The 19553-nt window shown below is 66.7% G+C and carries 20 protein-coding genes; 5 read left to right on the forward strand and 15 right to left on the reverse strand.

Features of this window, described 5'->3' with window-relative positions; translation table 11 throughout:
• Window positions 1–58: 58 nt before the first annotated feature.
• Window positions 59–676, reverse strand: a complete 618-nt coding sequence (locus FBY33_RS20015; protein WP_142032243.1) for a TetR/AcrR family transcriptional regulator — start codon at window positions 674–676, stop codon at window positions 59–61.
• Window positions 677–741: 65 nt separating this feature from the next.
• Here FBY33_RS20015 and FBY33_RS20020 point away from each other — a divergent pair, with 65 nt between their 5' ends.
• On the forward strand, window positions 742–1239 hold the full coding sequence (locus FBY33_RS20020) for a cupin domain-containing protein (protein WP_142032246.1): 498 nt from the start codon (window positions 742–744) through the stop codon (window positions 1237–1239).
• A gap of 9 nt (window positions 1240–1248) precedes the next feature.
• On the opposite strand, the gene FBY33_RS20895 is transcribed toward FBY33_RS20020, so the two are convergent.
• From FBY33_RS20895 to FBY33_RS20045, 5 genes are all read right to left on the reverse strand, one after another.
• Window positions 1249–1389 (reverse strand): hypothetical protein, encoded by a 141-nt coding sequence (locus FBY33_RS20895; protein WP_327436762.1) that lies wholly within the window; start codon window positions 1387–1389, stop codon window positions 1249–1251.
• 289 nt (window positions 1390–1678) lie between these two features.
• Window positions 1679–2623, reverse strand: a complete 945-nt coding sequence (locus FBY33_RS20030) for an ABC transporter permease (RefSeq protein WP_142032249.1) — start codon at window positions 2621–2623, stop codon at window positions 1679–1681.
• Window positions 2613–3338, reverse strand: coding sequence for an ABC transporter ATP-binding protein (locus FBY33_RS20035; protein ID WP_142032252.1), 726 nt, complete (start codon window positions 3336–3338; stop codon window positions 2613–2615). Before FBY33_RS20035 ends, FBY33_RS20030 begins: the two co-directional genes overlap by 11 nt.
• A 26-nt stretch (window positions 3339–3364) precedes the next feature.
• Window positions 3365–4495, reverse strand: coding sequence for an ABC transporter substrate-binding protein (locus tag FBY33_RS20040; RefSeq protein WP_142033071.1), 1131 nt, complete (start codon window positions 4493–4495; stop codon window positions 3365–3367).
• 130 nt (window positions 4496–4625) lie between these two features.
• The gene (locus FBY33_RS20045) at window positions 4626–5792 is read right to left on the reverse strand and encodes an RtcB family protein (protein WP_142032255.1); all 1167 of its coding nucleotides are present in this window, start codon (window positions 5790–5792) and stop codon (window positions 4626–4628) included.
• A 69-nt stretch (window positions 5793–5861) separates the two neighbouring features.
• Between FBY33_RS20045 and FBY33_RS20050 the strand changes: the two genes are divergently transcribed.
• The gene (locus tag FBY33_RS20050) at window positions 5862–6296 is read left to right on the forward strand and encodes an SRPBCC family protein (protein WP_142032258.1); all 435 of its coding nucleotides are present in this window, start codon (window positions 5862–5864) and stop codon (window positions 6294–6296) included.
• 89 nt (window positions 6297–6385) lie between these two features.
• Here the strand turns inward: FBY33_RS20050 and FBY33_RS20055 are convergent, their stop codons facing one another.
• Genes FBY33_RS20055 through FBY33_RS20075 form a run of 5 tightly spaced genes read right to left on the reverse strand, consistent with a single transcriptional unit; the run spans window position 6386 to window position 12118 of the window.
• A complete protein-coding gene (locus FBY33_RS20055) occupies window positions 6386–7792 on the reverse strand; it encodes a sulfate adenylyltransferase subunit 1 (RefSeq protein WP_142032261.1) in 1407 nt (468 codons plus the stop codon).
• Window positions 7792–8736, reverse strand: coding sequence for a sulfate adenylyltransferase subunit CysD (gene cysD / locus FBY33_RS20060; protein ID WP_018769004.1), 945 nt, complete (start codon window positions 8734–8736; stop codon window positions 7792–7794). The genes FBY33_RS20055 and cysD overlap by 1 nt, the downstream gene beginning before the upstream one ends.
• A complete protein-coding gene (locus tag FBY33_RS20065; protein WP_142032264.1) occupies window positions 8733–9461 on the reverse strand; it encodes a phosphoadenylyl-sulfate reductase in 729 nt (242 codons plus the stop codon). Before FBY33_RS20065 ends, cysD begins: the two co-directional genes overlap by 4 nt.
• A complete protein-coding gene (locus FBY33_RS20070) occupies window positions 9461–11206 on the reverse strand; it encodes a nitrite/sulfite reductase (protein WP_142032266.1) in 1746 nt (581 codons plus the stop codon). Before FBY33_RS20070 ends, FBY33_RS20065 begins: the two co-directional genes overlap by 1 nt.
• A 54-nt stretch (window positions 11207–11260) precedes the next feature.
• Window positions 11261–12118 (reverse strand): sirohydrochlorin chelatase, encoded by an 858-nt coding sequence (locus tag FBY33_RS20075; protein WP_142032268.1) that lies wholly within the window; start codon window positions 12116–12118, stop codon window positions 11261–11263.
• A 61-nt stretch (window positions 12119–12179) separates the two neighbouring features.
• On the opposite strand from FBY33_RS20075, the gene FBY33_RS20080 reads away from it, so the two are divergent.
• Window positions 12180–12833 carry a trimeric intracellular cation channel family protein gene (locus tag FBY33_RS20080; RefSeq protein ID WP_142032270.1) on the forward strand — a complete coding sequence of 218 codons (654 nt, stop codon included), beginning with the start codon at window positions 12180–12182 and terminating at the stop codon, window positions 12831–12833.
• Between the two features lie 52 nt (window positions 12834–12885).
• Window positions 12886–13314: a hypothetical protein gene (locus FBY33_RS20085; RefSeq protein WP_142032272.1), complete on the forward strand. Its 429-nt coding sequence runs from the start codon at window positions 12886–12888 to the stop codon at window positions 13312–13314.
• Between the two features lie 120 nt (window positions 13315–13434).
• On the opposite strand, the gene FBY33_RS20090 is transcribed toward FBY33_RS20085, so the two are convergent.
• The 4 genes from FBY33_RS20090 to FBY33_RS20105 form a co-directional block, all read right to left on the reverse strand.
• Entirely contained in the window at window positions 13435–14274 is an 840-nt protein-coding gene (locus FBY33_RS20090; protein WP_142032274.1) for an endonuclease domain-containing protein, read from the reverse strand.
• 464 nt (window positions 14275–14738) lie between these two features.
• Window positions 14739–15839 carry a polyprenyl synthetase family protein gene (locus FBY33_RS20095; protein WP_142032277.1) on the reverse strand — a complete coding sequence of 367 codons (1101 nt, stop codon included), beginning with the start codon at window positions 15837–15839 and terminating at the stop codon, window positions 14739–14741.
• Complete coding sequence (locus tag FBY33_RS20100) at window positions 15836–17176, reverse strand: geranylgeranyl reductase family protein (RefSeq protein WP_142032280.1); 1341 nt, start codon at window positions 17174–17176, stop codon at window positions 15836–15838. The genes FBY33_RS20095 and FBY33_RS20100 overlap by 4 nt, the downstream gene beginning before the upstream one ends.
• Before the next feature lie 3 nt (window positions 17177–17179).
• Entirely contained in the window at window positions 17180–17956 is a 777-nt protein-coding gene (locus FBY33_RS20105) for a demethylmenaquinone methyltransferase (RefSeq protein ID WP_235010620.1), read from the reverse strand.
• A gap of 137 nt (window positions 17957–18093) precedes the next feature.
• On the opposite strand from FBY33_RS20105, the gene FBY33_RS20110 reads away from it, so the two are divergent.
• On the forward strand, window positions 18094–19509 hold the full coding sequence (locus FBY33_RS20110; protein WP_142032286.1) for an isochorismate synthase: 1416 nt from the start codon (window positions 18094–18096) through the stop codon (window positions 19507–19509).
• The last annotated feature ends 44 nt before the right edge of the window (window positions 19510–19553 follow it).

The following is a 19553-nucleotide window of genomic DNA, read 5'->3' on the forward strand; positions in this document are numbered from 1 at the left end:
AGGCCGAGCAACACCAGTTCACGTAAGGTAACGCTGCGTCACAAAGTGCTGCGGTCGGTCAACCCCACAGGCCCTCTGCCTGCGCCTTGACCAGCAAAGCGTTGGCGGTCCACCGCATCGATTCGATGGCCTCCTCCCGGCCCAACCCGCCCACGTCCGTGAGCCAGACCAGGGCTTCAATGCCGATGGCACTGCGGATGGCCAGCACCAGTTTGTGGATCTGCTCATCGGCCAGTTCCCCCCGCAGCGGCATCAGCGCCTCCGTTAGCCAGCCAATGGCGCGTCCCTGGCGCAGCGGCAGGCTCCGGTCGGGACCGTCTGCGGACTCAAGCGACAAGCGCAGCATGGTCCGCTGCTGCGCCTCGGTTTCCAGGATCATGCGGGTGAACTCCACCACCACCGCATCGAGCCGCCCGGCAGCATCCTGGGGCGGAGTGTCCGGGAGCATCGAGGTCCGTGCAGTCTCGGGATGCGCCGCGGCGAGCAGTTCCCGCTGGCCGGGGAAATAGCGGTAGGCAGTACTCCGGGCAACTCCGGCCGCCTGCGCGGCCTCGTCCACCGTGGGCGTCCTGCCGGCGGCAACAAGGGTCCTGGCCGCCGCCACGAGCGCATCCATGGTGCGGCGCTTCTGGCTGCTGCGCCCGCTGTCCGCATAGGGTCTTGACACGCTCTTCATGGTACATGAGTCTTGTTATGGGACGTTCGTCCCATAAAGTTTCCCAAGGCATCGAGGCGAGCAGCATGGAAACGAAAAATGCGTCATCATCCCTGGTCCGTCAGCCCGGCGAAGGACCACGACGCTGGTTCTACGGCGGCGGAGTGCACACCTGGAAGGCCAGGGAGGAGGAGACGGCCGGCGCGTTCCTGCTCTTCGAGGACGAGATGGCCTTGAACAAGGTCACCCCGCTCCACGCCCACCCGGATTCGGATGAAACCCTCTACGTTCTGGCCGGTGAGATCCTGGTAAACCTGGACGGCACGGAGCACCGCATCGCGGCCGGGGGCCTGGTCATGGCGCCACGGGGCCTTCCCCACGCCTTCAAGGTGCTGCAGGAGGGCACCCGGATACTGTGCCTGCAGACGCCCGGCAGTGCCCAGTCCTTCTACGACGGCGCCAGCGAACCACTGTCCGATTCTGATGCCCCAAACGGTTCCGGCCTGGTGGACTTCGGCCGGATTCGGGCGTCCGGCGAGGCCCACGGCGGGATCGAGATCATTGGGCCGCCGCCCTTCGCATAGCCCTGGAAGTTAGTTGATCCGGCGATCTGCGCCGGCGAGGAAACCGCCGCGTTGGGCGATGAGGCGCTCCAAGTAACGCGCCAGGAACATCCGTTCGACGGCGCGGCCCAGCACACCCAGCGGGGCGGTGAACTCCACCCGGTCCACCATGGTGCTCCCAGAGGGTGTTGCCGCGAACTCATGGACATGCCGGAAGGCCTTGAAGGGTCCCTTGACCTGTTCGTCTATGAAGCTGCGGGGGAAGTCCAGTCTGCCACGGTCTGCCTCCGCAGCTGCCGCAGTCGTGGGGCACTTTGGCGCCCGGGTTGGGGTTCTGGAGGCGGCTTGGCGGCGTGTCCGTGTCAAAGTGCCCCGGTTTCGTCAGAGCAGACGGCAGGAAAGCAGAGAGCCCGACGGCGGGACTCGCCGTCGGGCTCTTGGGGATGCCTTGGGGTGCGGGTCAGCGGGTGCTGCCGGCCAGGAGGCCGCGGCGGCGCAAAAGTCGCTTCTCGATGGGCCCGAAGACCAGCAGCTCGATCAGGATTCCGACGCCGAGGATCAGGAGGATGGCCGCCATCACCACGGTCATGTCCGACAGGACGCGGCCCTGGTCCAGCAGCGAGCCCAGACCGAAGCCGATGGTGCCTCCCACGGCGATGATTTCGGCCGCCATGAGGGAGCGCCAGGAGAAGGCCCAGCCCTGCTTGAGTCCGCCCAGGTAGCCGGGCAGCGCGGCGGGGAGGATCACCTGCAAGGCCATCTGCAGCCGGGAGGCACCCAGCACAGTCCCCATGCGGCGGTACTGCGGCGGGATCTGGTCCACGCCGGAGATGAGCCCGTTGATGATGGACGGGATGGCGCCCATGAACACCACGAAGTACACGGTGGCGTCGGTCAGTCCGAACCAGATGATCGCGGCCGGAACCCAGGCTACCGAGGGCAGGACCTGCAGGCCCGAAATCAGGGGCCCAAACGCGCGCCGCAGCGGTGCAACCTGGGCCAGCAGCAGGCCTACCGGCGTGGCGATGGCTACCGAAATCAGGAAGCCCACCAGGCCGCGCTGCAGGGATGTCCACACCGATTCCTGGAGCTTGCCGTCACTCCACAGCACGCCCATCTGGGCCACCACGTCCAGCGGCCCGGGCACCAGGTCGCGCCGCTTGACGCCCAGGGACACATAGAACTGCCACACGAGCACCAGGACCACCAGCGCGGCCACGGGCAGCAGGATGCGGCTCCACTCGATCCGGTGTTTGCGGTCGGCGTCGGACTGCAGGGAGTCGAGGCCGGATTCAAGTTCCCGGAGGTCCTCGTGGCCGGTGGACGTACGAGTCAGAGCGGCGTGGATGTGCCGGGTCTCAGGTTCGGACGGGGCTTCGGCGAGCGGAGTGGGGTTACTTGGCATGGCGGCGAATCTCCTCCCGCAGCCGGGCGGTGATGACCCCGGTCAGCTGACCGGCGAGCCCGGCGTCGGTTCGGTGTTCCTCGGTGACGGCCCATTCCTGGACCACGCGGCCGGGCCGGGAGGACAGCAGCAGCACGCGCTGGCCCAGCCGGACGGCCTCGCGGACGTTGTGGGTGACGAAGACGATGGTGCGCCCGGTTTCCTTCCAGATGCGTTCCAGTTCGTCGTGCAGCAGGTCGCGGGTGATGGCGTCCAGCGCCGCGAACGGCTCGTCCATGAGCAGAAGCTGCCGGTCCTGGGCCAGCGACCGGGCCAGCGAGACACGCTGCCGCATGCCGCCCGAGAGCTCGTGCGGGCGCTTGTCCCCCGCCGTGCCCAGGTGGACCAGTTCCAGGAGTTCCTGCGCCTTGGCACGGCGTTCGGCCTTGGCAACACCGCGCAGTTTCAGGGCCAGTTCGATGTTCTCCCGGGCGGTCAGCCACGGGAACAGGGCGGCGTCCTGGAACATGAAGGCGGCGCCGTCGCTGGGGACTTCCAGGGCGCCCGACGTCGGCGCCTCCAGTCCCGCGATGATGTTCAGGAGGGTGGACTTGCCGCAGCCGGAGGCACCGAGGAGGGCAACGAACTCGCCCTGCCTGATGTTGGCGTTGACGTCGTCCAGTACCGGGGCGCCGTCGCCGAAGCGCTTGCCCAGGTGTTCCAGTACGACTGGCATGGTGCCGTCCTTAGGTAGTGGGTGGGTCAGTCCTGGCCGAGGCCGGCCGCGGAAATCTTGTTGGTAGCGCCGGTGACCTGGTTGAGGGCGCGGAGGTCGAAGAGGCCGTTGATGTCGGCCTTCTTGGTGGTGCCAGCGTCGACGCCATCCTGGAGGAGCTTGGGGTAGCCGCCGGCCAGGGGGTCGAGGGTGAACGTGATGTTCGCGAGGGACCGGGTGAGGACGTCGCCCGGCAAGGCTGCCCCGGCGGCTTCCTGCAGGGCGGAGTTGATGAGCTCTGCCTTCTGGTCCGCCGGCGCCGAATTAAGCCAGGCCACCGACTCCGCGTTGCCCTTGATGAGGGCCTTGACGGTGTCCGGGTGGTCGGCGGCGAACTTCTGGTTCACGATCAGGATGGTGGTGGGGAACTCGCCGGGCTGGCCGGTGCCGGTTCCATCCCACAGGTCCTTTTCGTCCACCAGCACCTTGGCGCCGGCCTGGAGCACCAGGCGTGACGCCCACGGCTCAGGCAACCACGCGCCGTCGAGCTTTCCGTCCTGGAACAGCTTCAGGGTCTGCGCGTTCTCCGTGGGGTTGATGGCGACGTCCCCGCTGCCGTCCACGTTCGTTTTATAGCCCTGTTTGGCGAGCCAGGAGCGCAATGCGACGTCCTGGGTGCCGCCCAGTTGCGGCGTTGCCAGGGTCTTGCCCTTGAGGTCCGCGGCGGAGTTGATCCCTGGCCTGACCACCAGCTGCGCACCACCGGCCGCGGCGCCCGCAATCACGCGCACGGACTGGCCCTGGCTTTTGGCGAAGGAGTTGATGGCGGGGTTGGGGCCGATGTAGGCGGCGTCGATGGCCCCGGCGTTCAGGGCTTCGATGGCGGCCGGGCCGGCGTTGAAGGTCTCGGTGCTGAGCCTGGTGCTGCCCAGGGCATTGGCAAGGAAGCCTTTTTTGACGCCCACCAGCGCCGGGGCGTGGGTGATGTTCCCGAAGTAGCCCAGCTTCAGTTCCGCGGCGGGAGTGGGCTCAGCAGCCTGCGCCTCGGTGTTGCGGGAAAGGTTTGAGGCCACAATGGCCCCGACGGCGATCAGCAGGACCAGCCCGATGGCCAGGGCAGCCTCGACGGCGCGCCTGCGCGTGGGGACCGCGCTTTCGCCTGCCACGATGCGGGTCATCCCGGGCTTGGAACTAGTCATTGTTTCACCATAGAGAGTGGCCCAAACCCGTTCAATGAAGCGGAAACGGGGGGTCACGCACGTTCATCCAGCGTCATATTTCGCCGCGCGGCTGCCATGTTTGGCAGATTCAGTTGCCTTTGACGTTGACCAGCTGCCGCAGCTTGTGCCGCACCGTCACCAGGTCCGCGGCATCCTGCATGACCTGGTCGATCGGCTTGTAGGCTGCCGGGATTTCGTCAATAAAGGCCTCCGAGGCGCGGAACTCGATTCCCCGCATGGCGCGTTTCAGTTCCTCCAGGGTGAACGTTTTCCGCGCGGCGTTCCGTGAGTATTCACGCCCCGCGCCATGCGGTGAGGAGTTCAGCGACGCCTGGTTGCCCCGGCCCTCCACCACATACGACGCCGTTCCCATGGACCCCGGGATCAGTCCGGGATCGCCGGGGCCGGCTTTGATGGCCCCTTTGCGTGACACCCACACCGTCTTGCCGTAATGCGTCTCCTGCTCAGTGAAGTTGTGGTGGCAGTTGATCCGCTCGCGTTCCCGGACGGGCCCTCCCACCCAGCGGCTGAACTGGGAAGCCACGCGGTCCATCATCTCCTCCCGGTTCAGCAGGGCGAAGTGCTGGGCCCAGCGCAGCTCGGCGATGTACCGCTCGAACTGCGGGGTTCCTTCGTCCAGGTACGCGAGGTCCGGATCGGGAAGGTAAACCTGGTTTTTCCGGCTGACGTGCTGGGCGACGCCGATGTGGTGCTGGGCGATCCTGTTGCCGATGCCCCGCGAGCCTGAATGAAGGAAGAGCCACACGCCGTCGTCCTCATCTGCGGAGACCTCGATGAAGTGGTTCCCCGAGCCCAGGGACCCCAGCTGCAGCTCCCACTTGGCAACATACTGGGCCGGGTTGAAGCCGGCCTTCGCCGCCCGCTGCTTCAGCTCGGCGATCCGCGGCTGCGCGGTGGGCAGGACCTGCCGGTTGTTGTGCCCGGCGGACAGCGGGATGACCCGCTCGATGTCCTCGCGGAGGCGCTTCCGGTCCTTCGGCAGGTCCTTCACGGAGTACTGGGTGCGGACCGCGATCATGCCGCAGCCGATGTCCACGCCCACTGCCGCCGGAATGATGGCCCGCAGCGTGGGGATGACCGAGCCCACGGTGGCGCCCTTGCCCAGGTGCGCGTCCGGCATCAGCGCCAGGTGCGGGTAGATGAACGGCAGGCGCGCGGTCATTACCGCCTGCTCGCGGGTCTTGTCATCCAGGATGGACGCCCAGTTCAGGAGCTTGGGGCTGATGGTCTCCATGCTTCGCCTCCCGCAGCGCTGCCGAGGACTAACGTAGGTATTCCCGCACTCTACAGAGGAGAAGTCCCCGTGGTGAACGTCCAGACCGAGGTTGTCATCAACCGGCCACGCACGGAGGTGGCAGAGTACGCGGCCAACCCGGACAACGCGCCCAAGTGGTACGTCAACATCCACAGGTCGCAGCGGCTCACCGACGGTCCCCTTGGTGTGGGCTCGAAAGTGGCCTTCACAGCGAAGTTCCTGGGCCGGGAGCTGAACTACACCTACGAGTTCGTGGAGTACGTCCCGGGCAGGAAGCTGGTGATGCGCACCGCGCAGGGGCCGTTCCCCATGCAGACCACCTACACGTGGACGGACGACGGCGGCGGGACCCGGATGGTTCTCGGCAACAGCGGCAGCCCGTCGGGTTTCTCACGGCTGGCAGGGCTGGTCATGGAACCGATGATCCGCCGCGAAACCCGGAAGGACCTGCAACGGCTCAAGTCGATCCTGGAAAGCCAGTAAGCCCCGGAAGCACGAAATCGCCGGAACCGTGCGTGGGTAGCCGTAGCGATACGGCGACTTCGCACTGTTCCGGCGATTTCAGGGAAGGATCAGATGCTGTAGCGCTCGTCCTCGTGGTCGCCCGGGTGGTCCTTGACCAGGCCGGCGGCCAGTGTGTTGCCGTCCAGGGGGTCGATCACCAGGAACGCGCCGGTGCGGCGGTGGTGCAGGTAGTTCTCCAGCGGCAGCGGAGCGGCGAGCCGGAGCTGCGCGTGCCCGATGTCGTTCAGCTCCAGGTTTGAAGCGCCCTCGAGCTTGAAGGTGGCAAGGTCCAGCTTGCCGGAGACGCTGCGGACCATGGCCTGCACCGTGCGGGTGCCGTGCTTGACCAGCACCTTCTGGCCTTCGCGGAGCGGCTTCGGGGACAGCCAGCACAGGGCTGCGTAGAGGTCGGCGGAGGCTTCGCGGACGGTACCGGCGGCGGCAATGGTGTCACCGCGTGCCACGTCGAACTCGTCTGCCAGCCGGATGGCCACCGACTGCGGCGCGGCGGCTTCCTGCAGGGAGGCGCCGGCAAAGTCGATGCCCACCACGGTGGTCGACCGGGGCGACTGGCCCGGTGTCAGCACGGACACCTGGTCCCCCACCTTCACGGAGCCTTCGGTGATCTGGCCGGCGTACGCGCGGTAGTCGCGGTAGGCCTCCACGTCCAGGCCTGCGGCGACGGCGTCGGGAGCCAGCGCACCCTGCGGCCGGATGACCAGCTGTACCGGGAAGCGGAAGCTTTCGAGGTGGCTTTCCAGCTCATCGGCGGCCGGGAGGGTTTCGAGGACTTCGAGCAGCGCGGGCCCGGTGTACCAGGGGGTGCGCTCCGAGCGCTCCACCACGTTGTCGCCGTCGAGCGCGGACACCGGGATGACCAGCAGGTCGCTGATCCCGTCCGAGCCGAGGCCCAGTTCGCGGCCCACCTGCTGCACGTCGGCTTCGATGTCCCGGAACACGGACTCGCTGAACTCCACCAGGTCGATCTTGTTCACGGCCACGATCACGTGCGCCACGCGCAGCAGCTGCAGCACGGACAGGTGCCGGCGGGTCTGCTCCAGGACACCCTTGCGGGCGTCAATGAGCACGACGACGGCATCCGCAGTGGACGCGCCGGTCACCGTGTTCTTGGTGTACTGGACGTGCCCGGGGCAGTCGGCCAGGATGAAGCTGCGCTGGTCGGTGGCGAAGTAGCGGTAGGCCACGTCGATGGTGATGCCCTGTTCGCGTTCGGCGCGCAGGCCGTCGGTCAGCAAGGCCAGGTCGATGCCGCCCTTTTCCCCGCCGAAGCCGCGGTCGGCCGAGGTGCGGGCCACGGCGTCGAGCTGGTCAGCCAGGATGGCCTTGGAATCGTGAAGGAGGCGGCCCACCAAAGTGGACTTGCCGTCGTCGACCGATCCTGCGGTGGCGAACCGGAAGAGCGTGGTGGGCAGGGCCGTTTCCAGGTCTGCCGGGAGAACTGCTTCGGTGGTCATTAGAAGTACCCGTCCTTCTTGCGGTCTTCCATGGCGGCCTCGGAGATGCGGTCATCTGCACGGGTGGCGCCACGTTCGGTCAGGGTGGACGCGGCGACTTCCACCACGACGTCGGACACGGTGTAGGCGTTGGATTCGACGGCGCCGGTGCAGGACATGTCCCCCACGGTGCGGTAGCGGACGGTCTTGGTGATGACCTCTTCGCCGTCGCGGGGCTGGGACACCTCACCCACGGCGCGCCACATGCCGTCGCGGGCGAAGACCTCGCGCTCGTGGGCGTAGTACAGGCCGGGCAGCTCGATGTTCTCGCGCTCGATGTAGCGCCAGATGTCCAGCTCGGTCCAGTTGCTGATGGGGAACGCACGGACGTGCTGGCCCACGGTATGGCGGCCGTTGTACAGGTTCCACAGTTCGGGGCGCTGGTTGCGCGGGTCCCACTGGCCGAACTCGTCGCGCAGGCTCAGGATCCGCTCCTTGGCGCGGGCCTTGTCTTCGTCGCGGCGGCCCCCGCCGAAGACGGCGTCGAACTTGTTCTGCTGAATGGCGTCCAGCAGCGGGACGGTCTGCAGCGGGTTGCGGGTGCCGTCGGCACGCTCGGCCAGTTCGCCACGGTCGATAAACTCCTGCACGGAGCCCACCACCAGCTTCAGGCCCAGCCGCTCCACGGTCCGGTCGCGGAAGTCGATGACCTCGGGGAAGTTGTGGCCGGTATCCACGTGCAGCACGGGGAACGGAACCTTGCCCGGCCAGAATGCCTTGGTGGCCAGGTGCAGCATCACCACGGAGTCCTTGCCGCCGGAGAACAGCAGCGCAGGCTTCTCAAACTCGGCAACAACCTCGCGGATGATGTGGATGGCCTCGGACTCGAGGGTGTCCAGGCTGGACAGGCGCGTGGATACGGCGGCGTCAGTCACCTGGGTCTCCTCGGTAAGTGAAGTGCTCATACGTGTAGCCCGCATTCTGTCTTGTCGGATCCTGCCCAGCGGCCGGCGCGGGGATCCTCGCCGGGTGCCACTTTGCGGGTGCAGGGCTGGCAGCCGATGGAGGGGTAACCCTGGGAAAGCAGCGGGTTGACGGGCAGGAGGTTGTCGTCGGAGTACTGGACCAGCTGGTCGAACGTCCAGGCGGCCATGGGATTGACCTTGACCAGGCCGTTCTTCTCGTCCCACGTGACCAGCGGCGTGTTGGTCCGGGTGGGGGCTTCGTCGCGGCGGACGCCGGTGAACCAAAGTTCGTAGCCGGCCAGGGTGCGCTGCAGCGGGGCCACCTTGCGGAGGGCGCAGCACTGGGCGGCGTCACGGGCGAAGAGGTCCTTGCCCAGCAGCCGGTCCTGCTGCTCCACGGTGTTCTCGGGGAGCACGTCCACCACGTTGACGCGGAGGTTCGCGGCCACCTCATCGCGCGTGGCGTAGGTTTCCGGGAAGTGGTAGCCGGTCTCCAGGAAAAGGACGTCGACGCCGGGCATCTGGTCTGCCACAAGGGCGGGCAGGACGGCGTCGGCCATGGAGCAGGCGACGGCGACGGCGGGCAGGTCGAAGTTGCGCTCCACCCAGGCGATGACGTCGCGGGCAGGGGCGTCCCAGCCGAGCTCGGCAGCGCCGGCTTCGGCCAGGGCCTTGAGCTCCTCCACGGGGCGCTTGGCGGGTGCGGGTGCCAGGTGTTTTGCCATTACTGGAGTGCCTCCTCGTCTGCTGCGTGGGCCCATTCGGCGAAGGTCTGTCCTTCGGCGCGGTCGGCGACGAAGCGGCGGACAACGCGCTCCACGTAGTCGGGCAGGTCGTCCACGTACACCTTCAGGCCGCGGACGGTGCGTCCCAGCCCTGCTTCCTCGCGGTCATTGGAAGCCAGCCCGCCGCCCAGGTGGACCTGGAAACCCGGGGAGGGGTCGCCGTCGGGCGTTGGCAGCATCATGCCCTTCAGGCCGATGTCCGCCGTCTGGATGCGGGCGCAGGAGTTGGGGCAGCCGTTGATGTGCAGCGACAGTGCTTGCGGCAGCTGGCCCGAGTCTGCGAGGTCCGCCAGGCGGCGTTCCAGCTCGGCGACTGCCGTGGCGGCGGTGTACTTGGTCTCCACGATGGCGAGCTTGCAGTACTCGATGCCGGTGCAGGCGATGGTGCCGCGGCGGAACACGGACGGGCGCGCGGACAGGCCCAAGGTGTCCAGCTCGGCGACGAGCGGCTCCACTTGGTCCTTCTCGACGTCCAGCACAACGATCTTCTGGTGCGGGGTGGTGCGCAGCCGGTACGAACCGCGGGCCTCAAGGGTGTCCGCGAGCTTGACCAGCTGCGAACCGGACAGCCGTCCGGCGAGCGGGGTGGCACCGATGAAGAACTTGCCGTCCTTCTGTTCGTGCACGCCGATGTGGTCTCCGGGGGTTGTAGGCTTCGGCGCGGCGGGACCATCAGCCAGCTTGTAGCCGAGGTATTCGTCTTCCAGGATCTGGCGGAACTTCTCCGGACCCCAGTCGGCCAGCAGGAACTTCAGGCGGGCCTTGGTGCGCATGCGCCGGTAACCGTAATCGCGGAAGATGCTGGTGACACCGAGCCACACGTCAGCGGCCTGCTCAGGACGGACGAAGGCGCCCAGGCGCTTGGCCAGCATCGGGTTGGTGGCCAGAGCGCCGCCCACCCACAGGTCGTAACCGGCACCCAGTTCGGGGTGGATCATTCCCACCAGGCCGAAGTCGTTGATTTCGTGCACCACGTCCTGGCTGGGGTGGCCCGTGATGGCGGTCTTGTACTTGCGCGGCAGGTTGGACAGCAGCGGGTTGCCGATGAACCGCTCCCCCAGCTCCTCGATGAGCGGCGTGGGGTCGATGATCTCGTCCTTGGCGATGCCGGCCACGGGCGAACCCAGGATCACGCGGGGAACGTCGCCGCACGCCTCGGTGGTGGACAGGCCAACACCTTCCAGGCGGTTCCAGATTTCGGGGATGTCCTCCACCTGGATCCAGTGCAGCTGGATGTTCTGGCGGTCGGTGAGGTCGGCGGACTCGCGGGCGAAGTCCACGGAGATCTGACCGATGACGCGCAGCTGCTCAGTGGTGAGGGCACCGCCGTCGATCCTCACGCGGAGCATGAAGTACTTGTCTTCGAGCTCGTGCGGCTCGAGGGTTGCGGTCTTGCCGCCGTCGATCCCCTGCTTGCGCTGGGTGTACAGGCCCCACCAGCGGAACCGGCCGTGCAGGTCCTGGCCGGGGATGGCGTCGAAGCCCTCTTTGGCGTAAATGGTTTCGATACGCTCGCGCACGTTAAGGCCGTCGTCTTCCTGTTTCCAGGTTTCGTTGGCGTTCAGCGGCGTCTTGCCATCCACTTTCCACTGGCCGTGCGGCTTCGCAGCGGGGCGGGACGGGCGTGCGGGGCGCTTGGCGGCAGCCGTGTCCGCAGACGCTCCGGCTAGAGCTGTATCAGTCATGCATCGACTGTAGGTCGCCCCCGAATTACGTCACAAAGGACCGGAAACGCTAAGTCACCTAGGGAAATATTTCGTCACGAAACGCCGGACGGCCTTGTAGAAGCCACCCTCCTGTGCATTTGCCGACGCTTCCGCGGGGGCCTCCGCAGCCGGTTCCCGGGGTGCTGCTGCGGGCGCTTCGTTCATCTTTGCGACGGCGGCGTCGTACCTGTCCAGCGCGATTTCCGCGAGCACCGGGGACGGCAGCAGGGGTTCGGTCACGACGTCGGCCCCGGCCTTCGCCAGCTGGTCGTGGAAGAAGCCCGGTGCCAGGAGGTACGAGGCAATCACCACACGGCCGCCGACGTCCACAGCCCCTGCGGACTCCCCCGCCCCGGCACCCCCTTCCAGCTCCTCACGAAGCATCGCGACGGCGTCGGGCACTGACGGCTTGGCCGAGGCACCATAGGCGGCCACCATCCGGTTGGACCGCAACTCCCGCAGCTGGCCCAGCAGTTCCTCGACGCTTACGGCGGCATTGGGGTTGGAGGAACCGGCGGCGGCCAGGACGATCACATCGTTGTCCGTGGTTCCGGCCTCATGCAGCCGCTGGTCCAGCAGTTTGGCCAGCCGCGGGTCGGGGCCCAGCGGCGCGGCAGCCGCACTGCCCGGACGGCTCTTCACGGCCCGGGCGATGTCCACCTTGACGTGGTAACCGACGCTCAGCAGCAAGGGAACCACCACGGCGGCCTCCCCCTCCTGCAGGCCCGCCACCACATCCACCAGGTCCGGCTGCTGGACGTCCACATAGGCTTCCCGGACATCAAGGCCCGGCCGCAGTTCAGCGATGGCAGCGCGCAGGGCATTGACCTCCGCGGCCCCCTGTGTGTTGGACGTCCCATGGGCACAGGCAATCATGATGGGGCTGTTCATAGGGGCTAGCGTAACGTTGGAGCCGCCCTGTCCGCCCTCTTTGAAATACCGGGGACGCCCCATGACATTTGCCTTTGACAACTCCCCGGTGTGGCTGGATCTGCTGGGCGTGTTCTTCTTTGCCGTCTCGGGATCGCTGCTGGCGGCGCGGAAGCAGATCGACATTGTGGGATCGCTGTTGCTCGCCTCCCTGGTAGGGCTCGGCGGCGGCGTCATCCGGGACATCATCCTCGCCCTTGTCCCCGCGGCCTTCACAAATCCGGCATACCTGGCCCCGCCGCTGCTTGCCACGGTGCTGGTGTTCTTCCTGTTCTCCAGCGTGCAGCGGTACACCTCGCTGCTGATCCTTTTCGATGCCGCCGGCCTGGCCCTGTTCTGCATGACCGGCACGCTCAAGGCGCTGACCACGGGGCTTAACCCGGTGGCGTCCGTGCTGCTGGGCGTGACCACGGCGGTGGGCGGCGGGCTCCTGCGCGACATCACGGCCAATGAGGTTCCCGAGCTGTTCAACCCCGAGGACATCTACGCGCTGCCTGCTTTTGTGGGGGCTGCCATGACTGCGGTGCTGTGGGTCTTCGGCGTGTTCAACGTGCTGACGGCGGCCAGCATTGCGGCTGTGGTTTTCACCTTCCGGGTCCTGGCCTGGCGGCGGTCCTGGCAGGCTCCCCTTGCCGTTCGCGGGTGGCACCGGCGGGTGGGTGGCACCGGGCTGTGAGGGCCGGTCCGGGTGTCATTTCGGGGTGCTCCGCATTGGCTAGGATATGAGCATGACTGACATGTTCCTCGAGAAGTTCCGCGCGCTTGTTCCGAAGTATCTCGAGGATGAATGGCAGGAAGAGGACGGCCTGACCCAGGAGGAACTGGACAAGGCCCTCGCCGAGCACCAGTTCGAGATTCCCCTGGTCCTGCGTGAGTTCTACCTGGCCCTGGGCGGCTGCGAGGACCTGATGGAGGCGTACCACTACTTCTGGGATCCCGAGGAGCTCGAGGTTGATGACGAAGGCTTCCTCATGTTCCTCGAGGATGAAGAGGAAGCGTTCACGTGGGGCTTCCGCGTAGGCGACCTCAGCGTCCCCGATCCCATCGTCTACCGCCGCAACAATGCCCGCGGCCAGTGGAAGTCCGAGGAAGGGACCTTCTCCGAGTTCGTCTTCGACATGTTCGAGTGGGCGTTCGAGGACGAAGAGGAAGAGTAGGGGCTTCCCCCGCTTCCCTTGTTGCCTGGCCGCGGTCCTGGGGCACTTTGACACGGACACGCCGTGATCCGCGCCCATGGCGCGGTTGTCGCGGCTCAATGTGCCCCACGACGGCAGGGCTCACCTCACGCTGAATGATCCCCGCCGGCTCCGCTCCAGCACTGCCAAGACCTGGGCCACCATCTGCTCGGGATGATGAACGACTTCCGCATAGCCGAACCTGAGGCAGAGACGACCGCCTACCACAGTGGCATTGTTCCGCACCCGGTCCTTCTTGACCTGCTTTGCCTCCAAATGGCTGGCCCCGTCGGTTTCCACCACCAGGCAATCCTCGATCAGGAAGTCCACCTCCCCCACGCCCTGGAGCTCAACGTGGCGGCGTACATGAAGGCCAGCCCTCCGGAAGTGGTAGTTGGCCAATACCTCCAGGACCGAATCGGCCCGGGGAATCACGTAATCCAGGACTGCCCGGGCCCGGGCGTTGCGGTTCCCGGGAAGTTTGCGCCGAAGGAATTCCACTGTCACATCTCCCCGTTGCGCCGCGCACTGAACCATGACTAACGCTTCCAGTTCAGGCAGGCAACGCAGGGCATGGATGAGGACGTCCGCCAGGCCCGCCACCGGCAGCCATGGATGGACAGGGTGAAGTATCCGGCCGTGGGTTACGGTTCCCGGCACTGTCTTCTTGTGCCCAGGGCTTAGGTGGACCACGCAGGCCTTCTCCAAGGTCCACAGCTGATAGGCCGGGGCAGCGGAGAGGCAGGTCACGAACGCATTGTGCTGCAGCGCCAAACCGAGCGCGGCGCCTTCCGTCGGCAGGCCATAGACGCCCCGCCTGACCCGGACGACGCGGCCTGCTGCGAGGGCCTTGTCCACACGCGTTCTCGTGAACCCGGCACGGTGTAGTGAAGAAGTTCTGGCCACGCCTCCCCGATGACGGAGAAATCCTTCAATATCCATGGCTCCAGAGTCACCTGAACCCCGCCGCTGGCGACAGTTCCAGGCAGCGCCATGTGGAGAAGGCGCCCTCGTGGGGCACTTCGACACAGACTCGCCGCGAATCGAGTCCTGTCAGCAGAAGATAGGTCCCAAAGTGCCCCGCAACGGCAGGAGAGACGGAGCTGAAAAATCTTTGACACCAGCAGTAACAAGGGACTTGCATATTGTGACAAAGCTGTCATAAGCTATTCACGGATCCGCTAAACGCCTCCGGCGGGTCTGATGCGAACGGAGAGATGGCCCCGGTTCACAGCAGCTTAGGTTGTTGAGGACCGGGGCCGTCCCGTTAACGCCCCATCCCATCGATTGCTCCGCACTTGTCGTTATGGCGCGTCAAAACGACAAGTACGGAGCAATCGATGAAAAGAAGAAGCCCGGCCCCACCTGGATCAACCAGGGGAACCGGGCTCCTGACAAACTAGTGGTCAGCTGGCGCGGTCCACCACGGCCAGCGCGAAGTTGGACAAGGACTCCTTGACCACGCCCTCGGGCAGCGGGGCCAGGGCGGCGATGGCTTCATCAGCCCACCGGCGTGCCACCACCCAGGACTCGGCCGTGACAGGGTGCTCGCGGAGTCCGGCGACGGCGGCGGCAAGAGCCTCATCAGAGGACAGGTCGCCATCAATCAGCGTCAAAAGCTCGACGGCGGACTGGTCACCATCAGCGCCAGCCTTGCGCAGGAGCAGCACGGGCAGCGTGGGAACCCCTTCGCGCAGGTCGGTACCGGGTGACTTGCCGGACTTCACTTTGACGCCGGTGACATCGATGACGTCATCAGCCAACTGGAAGGCCACACCCACCTTCTCGCCGTATTCCACCAGGATGTCCTCGAAAGCCTCGTCAGCACCGGAGAAGATGGCACCGAACTGGCCGGAGGCAGCCACCAGTGAACCGGTCTTGTCCGCGATGACTGACAGGTAGTGCTCCACCGGATCCTCGTCCGGGCGGGGTCCCACAGTCTCATGCAGCTGGCCCAGGCAGAGCCGCTCGAAGGTCCGGGCCTGGATTCCCAGGGCACGCCCACCAAGCTCGGACACCAGGATGGAGGCGCGGGCAAAAATGAGGTCGCCGGTGAGGACGGCCACGGAGTTGCCCCACACCTCGTGGGCGGTGGGTGCGCCGCGGCGGAACGGCGCAGAGTCCATGACGTCGTCGTGGTACAGGGTTGCCAGGTGCGTCAGTTCCACCACGACGGCGGCCTGCACCACCGCGGGCAGCGACGCGTCACCGAGGTGGGCGCAGAGCAGCGTCAGCAGCGGCCGGATGCGCTTGCCGCCGGCTTCCACCAGGTGGCGCGACGTTGCGTCAGCCAGGGGATCCGAGTTGGCGATGGCTTCGCGGAGCTTCTTCTCCACCTTGGCCAGGTTGGTGGTGATGGCAGGGCCCAGTTCAGCATCCGCTGCAATGGCCGCAAAGCCGGCCGGCAGCTGGAGTCCCGTGGCGATGGCCGTGGTGTTGAGGCTGGGTTCGGAGTCCGGCAGGCCGTGCCCGGCGTGCGTCCAGCTGTGGTCTGCGGATTTGGTCACGGGTTAACCCTAACTTTTTGTTGCGGATACCGCTGGTTCGGAGCTGACGGGGTGGGCGAAGTATTGGATGTGGCCGGAACCAGCGATTCCAGGACGCGGATCACCCGGTCCTCGAAGCCCTTGGCGGAGGGGTCCGTGAGGTTGGCCAGCAGCCGCACCACGAACCGCATCAGCACAGGGATCGGCATGCCGGTCCGCAGCGCCAGTTTCATGACGGCGGGCTTTCCGATCAGCGCGGCGAAGGCCCGGCCAAGGGTGAAGTGCGAGCCCCACTGGTCCCGCACATAGTCCGCGTACCGCGAAAGGTGCGCGTCGGCGTCGTGCTTTCCGCCCGCTGTCAAAGAGCGCGAGGAGGCGTCGATGATGAACTCCGCGGCGAAGCGCGCCGACTCCATCGCGTAGGAGATGCCCTCGCCGTTGAACGGGGAGACCATGCCGCCGGCGTCGCCCAGGAGCAGCAGGCCGGGCGAGTAGTGCGGGGTGCGGTTGAAGCCCATGGGCAGCGCGGCGCCGCGGATCTCCCCCACCTGGTTCTCCGGGGTGAAGCCCCAGTCGGCGGGCATGCCGGCGGTCCATTCGCGCAGCACCTGCTTGTAGTCAAGCTTGCCGAATTCCTTGGAGGAGTTCAGGATGCCCAGCCCCACGTTGGAGGTTCCGTCGCCCACGCCGAACACCCAGCCGTAGCCCGGCAGCAGCTTTCCGTCGCGGCCGGGGAGCTCCAGCCAGCCTTCCATCCAGTCGTCGTCGGTGCGCGGCGACGTGAAGTAGGTGCGGACGGCAACACCGAGCGGGCGGTCGTCACGCTTTCGGATGCCGAGCGAGACGGCGGTGCGGGTGGAGTTTCCGTCGGCGGCGAGCACGACGTCGGCACTGAACTCCTGCGTCTTTCCCGTCTTGCGTCCGGACTCGTCGAGGAGCGCTGCGCGGACCCCGGTGACACGGCCGTCGTCGTTCCTGATGGCATCGGTGACGCTGTGCCGCTCGAGGATGGTGGCGCCGGCGGCCTGCGCATGCCGGGCCAGCTCCTCGTCAAAACCGAGCCGGGTGCGGATCAGCCCATACTGGGGGAAGTCGGACACCTCAGGCCAGGGCAGTTCGATGGTGCGGCCGCCGGCGATCAGGCGCAGGCCTTTGTTCCGGCGCCAGCCGTCGTTCTCCGGGTGCGGGAGGCCGAGCTTCTGGATCTCGCGGACGGCGCGGGGTGTGAGGCCGTCACCACAGACCTTCTCCCGCGGGAAAGCTGTCTTTTCCAGCACGGTAACGTCCAGGCCGGCCTTGGCGAGGTAGTACGCGGCCGTGGATCCTGCCGGACCCGCGCCGACAATCAGTACCTTCACAGGTCAGCGGACGATGTTGCGGCGCAGCTTGGCCACCGGGCCCTTGTGCGCGGCGATGGCGGCAGCGGCACCGTCCGGTGAGGAATCGGCGGGCTTGAAGGCACGGTGGACGGCCACAATGCCGCCGGTGAGGTTGCGGTAGGTGACATTTTCCCAGCCCGCTTCCTGCAGCCAGGCGGCGAGGTGGTCCTGGTCCGGCCAGGCGCGGATGGACTCGGCCAGGTACACGTACGCGTCCGGGTTGGAGGCGACCTTGACAGCGATGGCCGGCAGCGCCCGCATCAGGTATTCGGTGTACATGGTGCGCCACAGCGGAACCACAGGCTGCGAGAACTCGGCGATGACCAGCCGGCCGCCGGGTTTGGTCACGCGGATCATCTCCTGCAGCGCCTTCTTGGGCTCGTTCACGTTGCGCAGGCCGAAGGAGATGGTGGTGGCGTCAAAGGTGTTGTCAGCGAACGGCAGGTTGGTGGCGTCACCGGCAATGAAATTGATGTCCGGGCGGCGGCGCTTGCCCACCTTGAGCATGCCCAGGGAGAAGTCGCAGGCCACCACATCTATGCCGGCATCGGCATACGGTTCGCTGGAGGTACCCGTTCCGGCGGCCAGATCCAGGACCCGCTGGCCCTTGGAGACTTCCATGGCGTCCACCACGATCTTCCGCCAGCGGCGGGTCTGCCCCATGGAGAGGACATCGTTGACGACGTCGTATTTCGGTGCGACGTCGTCAAACATCGTGGCTACTTCGTCCGGACGCTTATCCAAGGATGCTCGGTTCACCATGACATTGTCTCAAATGTTCCCGGAGGTGCTGACCAGCCCCGATTTGCCGCATCCCGCCTGCACCAAGGCGTCACCAGGGCTGCACCAGGGCGCCGGGGAGGCCATGGAGTACGCGGGAGTAGTGTTGTCTCATCATGACGAGCACGTTCCGCACCTTGACAGTCCCCCTGGATGGCAAAGCGTTCCCCGGGGGGCTGCCTTCGTTTCTGGTCAGGGACGATGTCCTGTGCTGGACCCGGCGGGAAGCCGGGCTGGCTGGGTTCGGCGAGATAGCGCGCTTCACCGCCACCGGGCCTGACCGGTTCCTGGAGGCGGACATCTGGTGGCGGCACCTGGTCCTTGAGGCTGACGCCACTGACTCCGTTGAGCTGCCGGGCACCGGCCCCGTCGCGTTTGGCTCCTTTGCCTTCTCCAAAACGTCCGCCCATGAGTCCCGTTTGATCGTGCCGGAGATCGTGGTGGGCGTGCGGGACAACCAGGCATGGCTTACCCAGTTGACGTTCGACGACGGCCCGCTCACCGAGGAGTCGGCCCTCGCCGCACTTGACCGCTGGCTCACCGGTGGTCCCGCCGGCGCGGACGCTGCCGGCGCCCCGGACGCTGAGAGCACGACGGCGGCAGCGGACTCTGCCGGGAACGCCCCCTTGGGTGCCGTGCCCGGGAAAGCCGGCGGCGCCGTCGTGCGTCCCCTTCCCCTGGCCGCCGGCGCAACCCTGCATACCGGCTCCCTCAGCGAGGAAGCGTGGATGGATGCCGTGGCCGCCGGCGTTGCCGAGATCCGCACGGGAGCGCTGGAAAAGCTGGTGCTGGCCCGGGACGTCGTGGCTACTATTCCATCCGGCGTACATGCCTCAGAGGTGTTGCGCGAACTCGCCGCGAGGTACCGCGAATGCTGGACCTACGGCGTGGACGGGCTGGTGGGGGCCACCCCCGAGATGCTGATCCAGGTGGAGGGCCGCACGGCTCAGGCCCGCGTGCTGGCCGGCACCCTTGACCGCCGCGACGCGCACGGCGAGGACGGGCCGCCCATGGATTACGCAACGCGCGTGCTGGCCGGGTCCGAAAAGCAGCGGCACGAGCATGAGATTGCCATCCAGTCCCTGACCAAGCAGCTGGCGCCGTTCTCGGAGGCCATGAATGCCCACGACGAGCCCTTCATCCTGGAGCTGCCCAACGTCTGGCACCTGGCCTCGGACGTTAAGGCGGAACTCACCGAGGTGGAAGGCCACGTGCCCACCTGCCTTGCCCTTATCAACGCACTGCACCCTACGGCGGCCGTCTGCGGAACCCCGACACTGGTGGCGGGCGAACTGATCCGGAAGCTCGAGCATCTGGACCGCGGCCCCTACGCGGGGCCGGTGGGCTGGCTGGACGCGGCCGGGAACGGCGAATGGGGCATCGCCCTGCGCGGCGCCGTCATCGAGTCGCCGCAGACTGTGCGGCTATACGCCGGGTGCGGCATCGTGGACGGTTCCCAGCCGAAGGCGGAACTGGCCGAAACGTGGGCCAAGTTCCGGCCAATGCTGGAGTCGTTGGGCATCAGCAGCTAAGACGATACCCTCCCAACTAGGTAGCAGTAAGTTTCGTTTAGAGG

This window comes from Arthrobacter sp. SLBN-112 (assembly GCF_006715225.1).
In the GTDB taxonomy this organism is placed as follows: Bacteria; Actinomycetota; Actinomycetes; order Actinomycetales; family Micrococcaceae; genus Arthrobacter.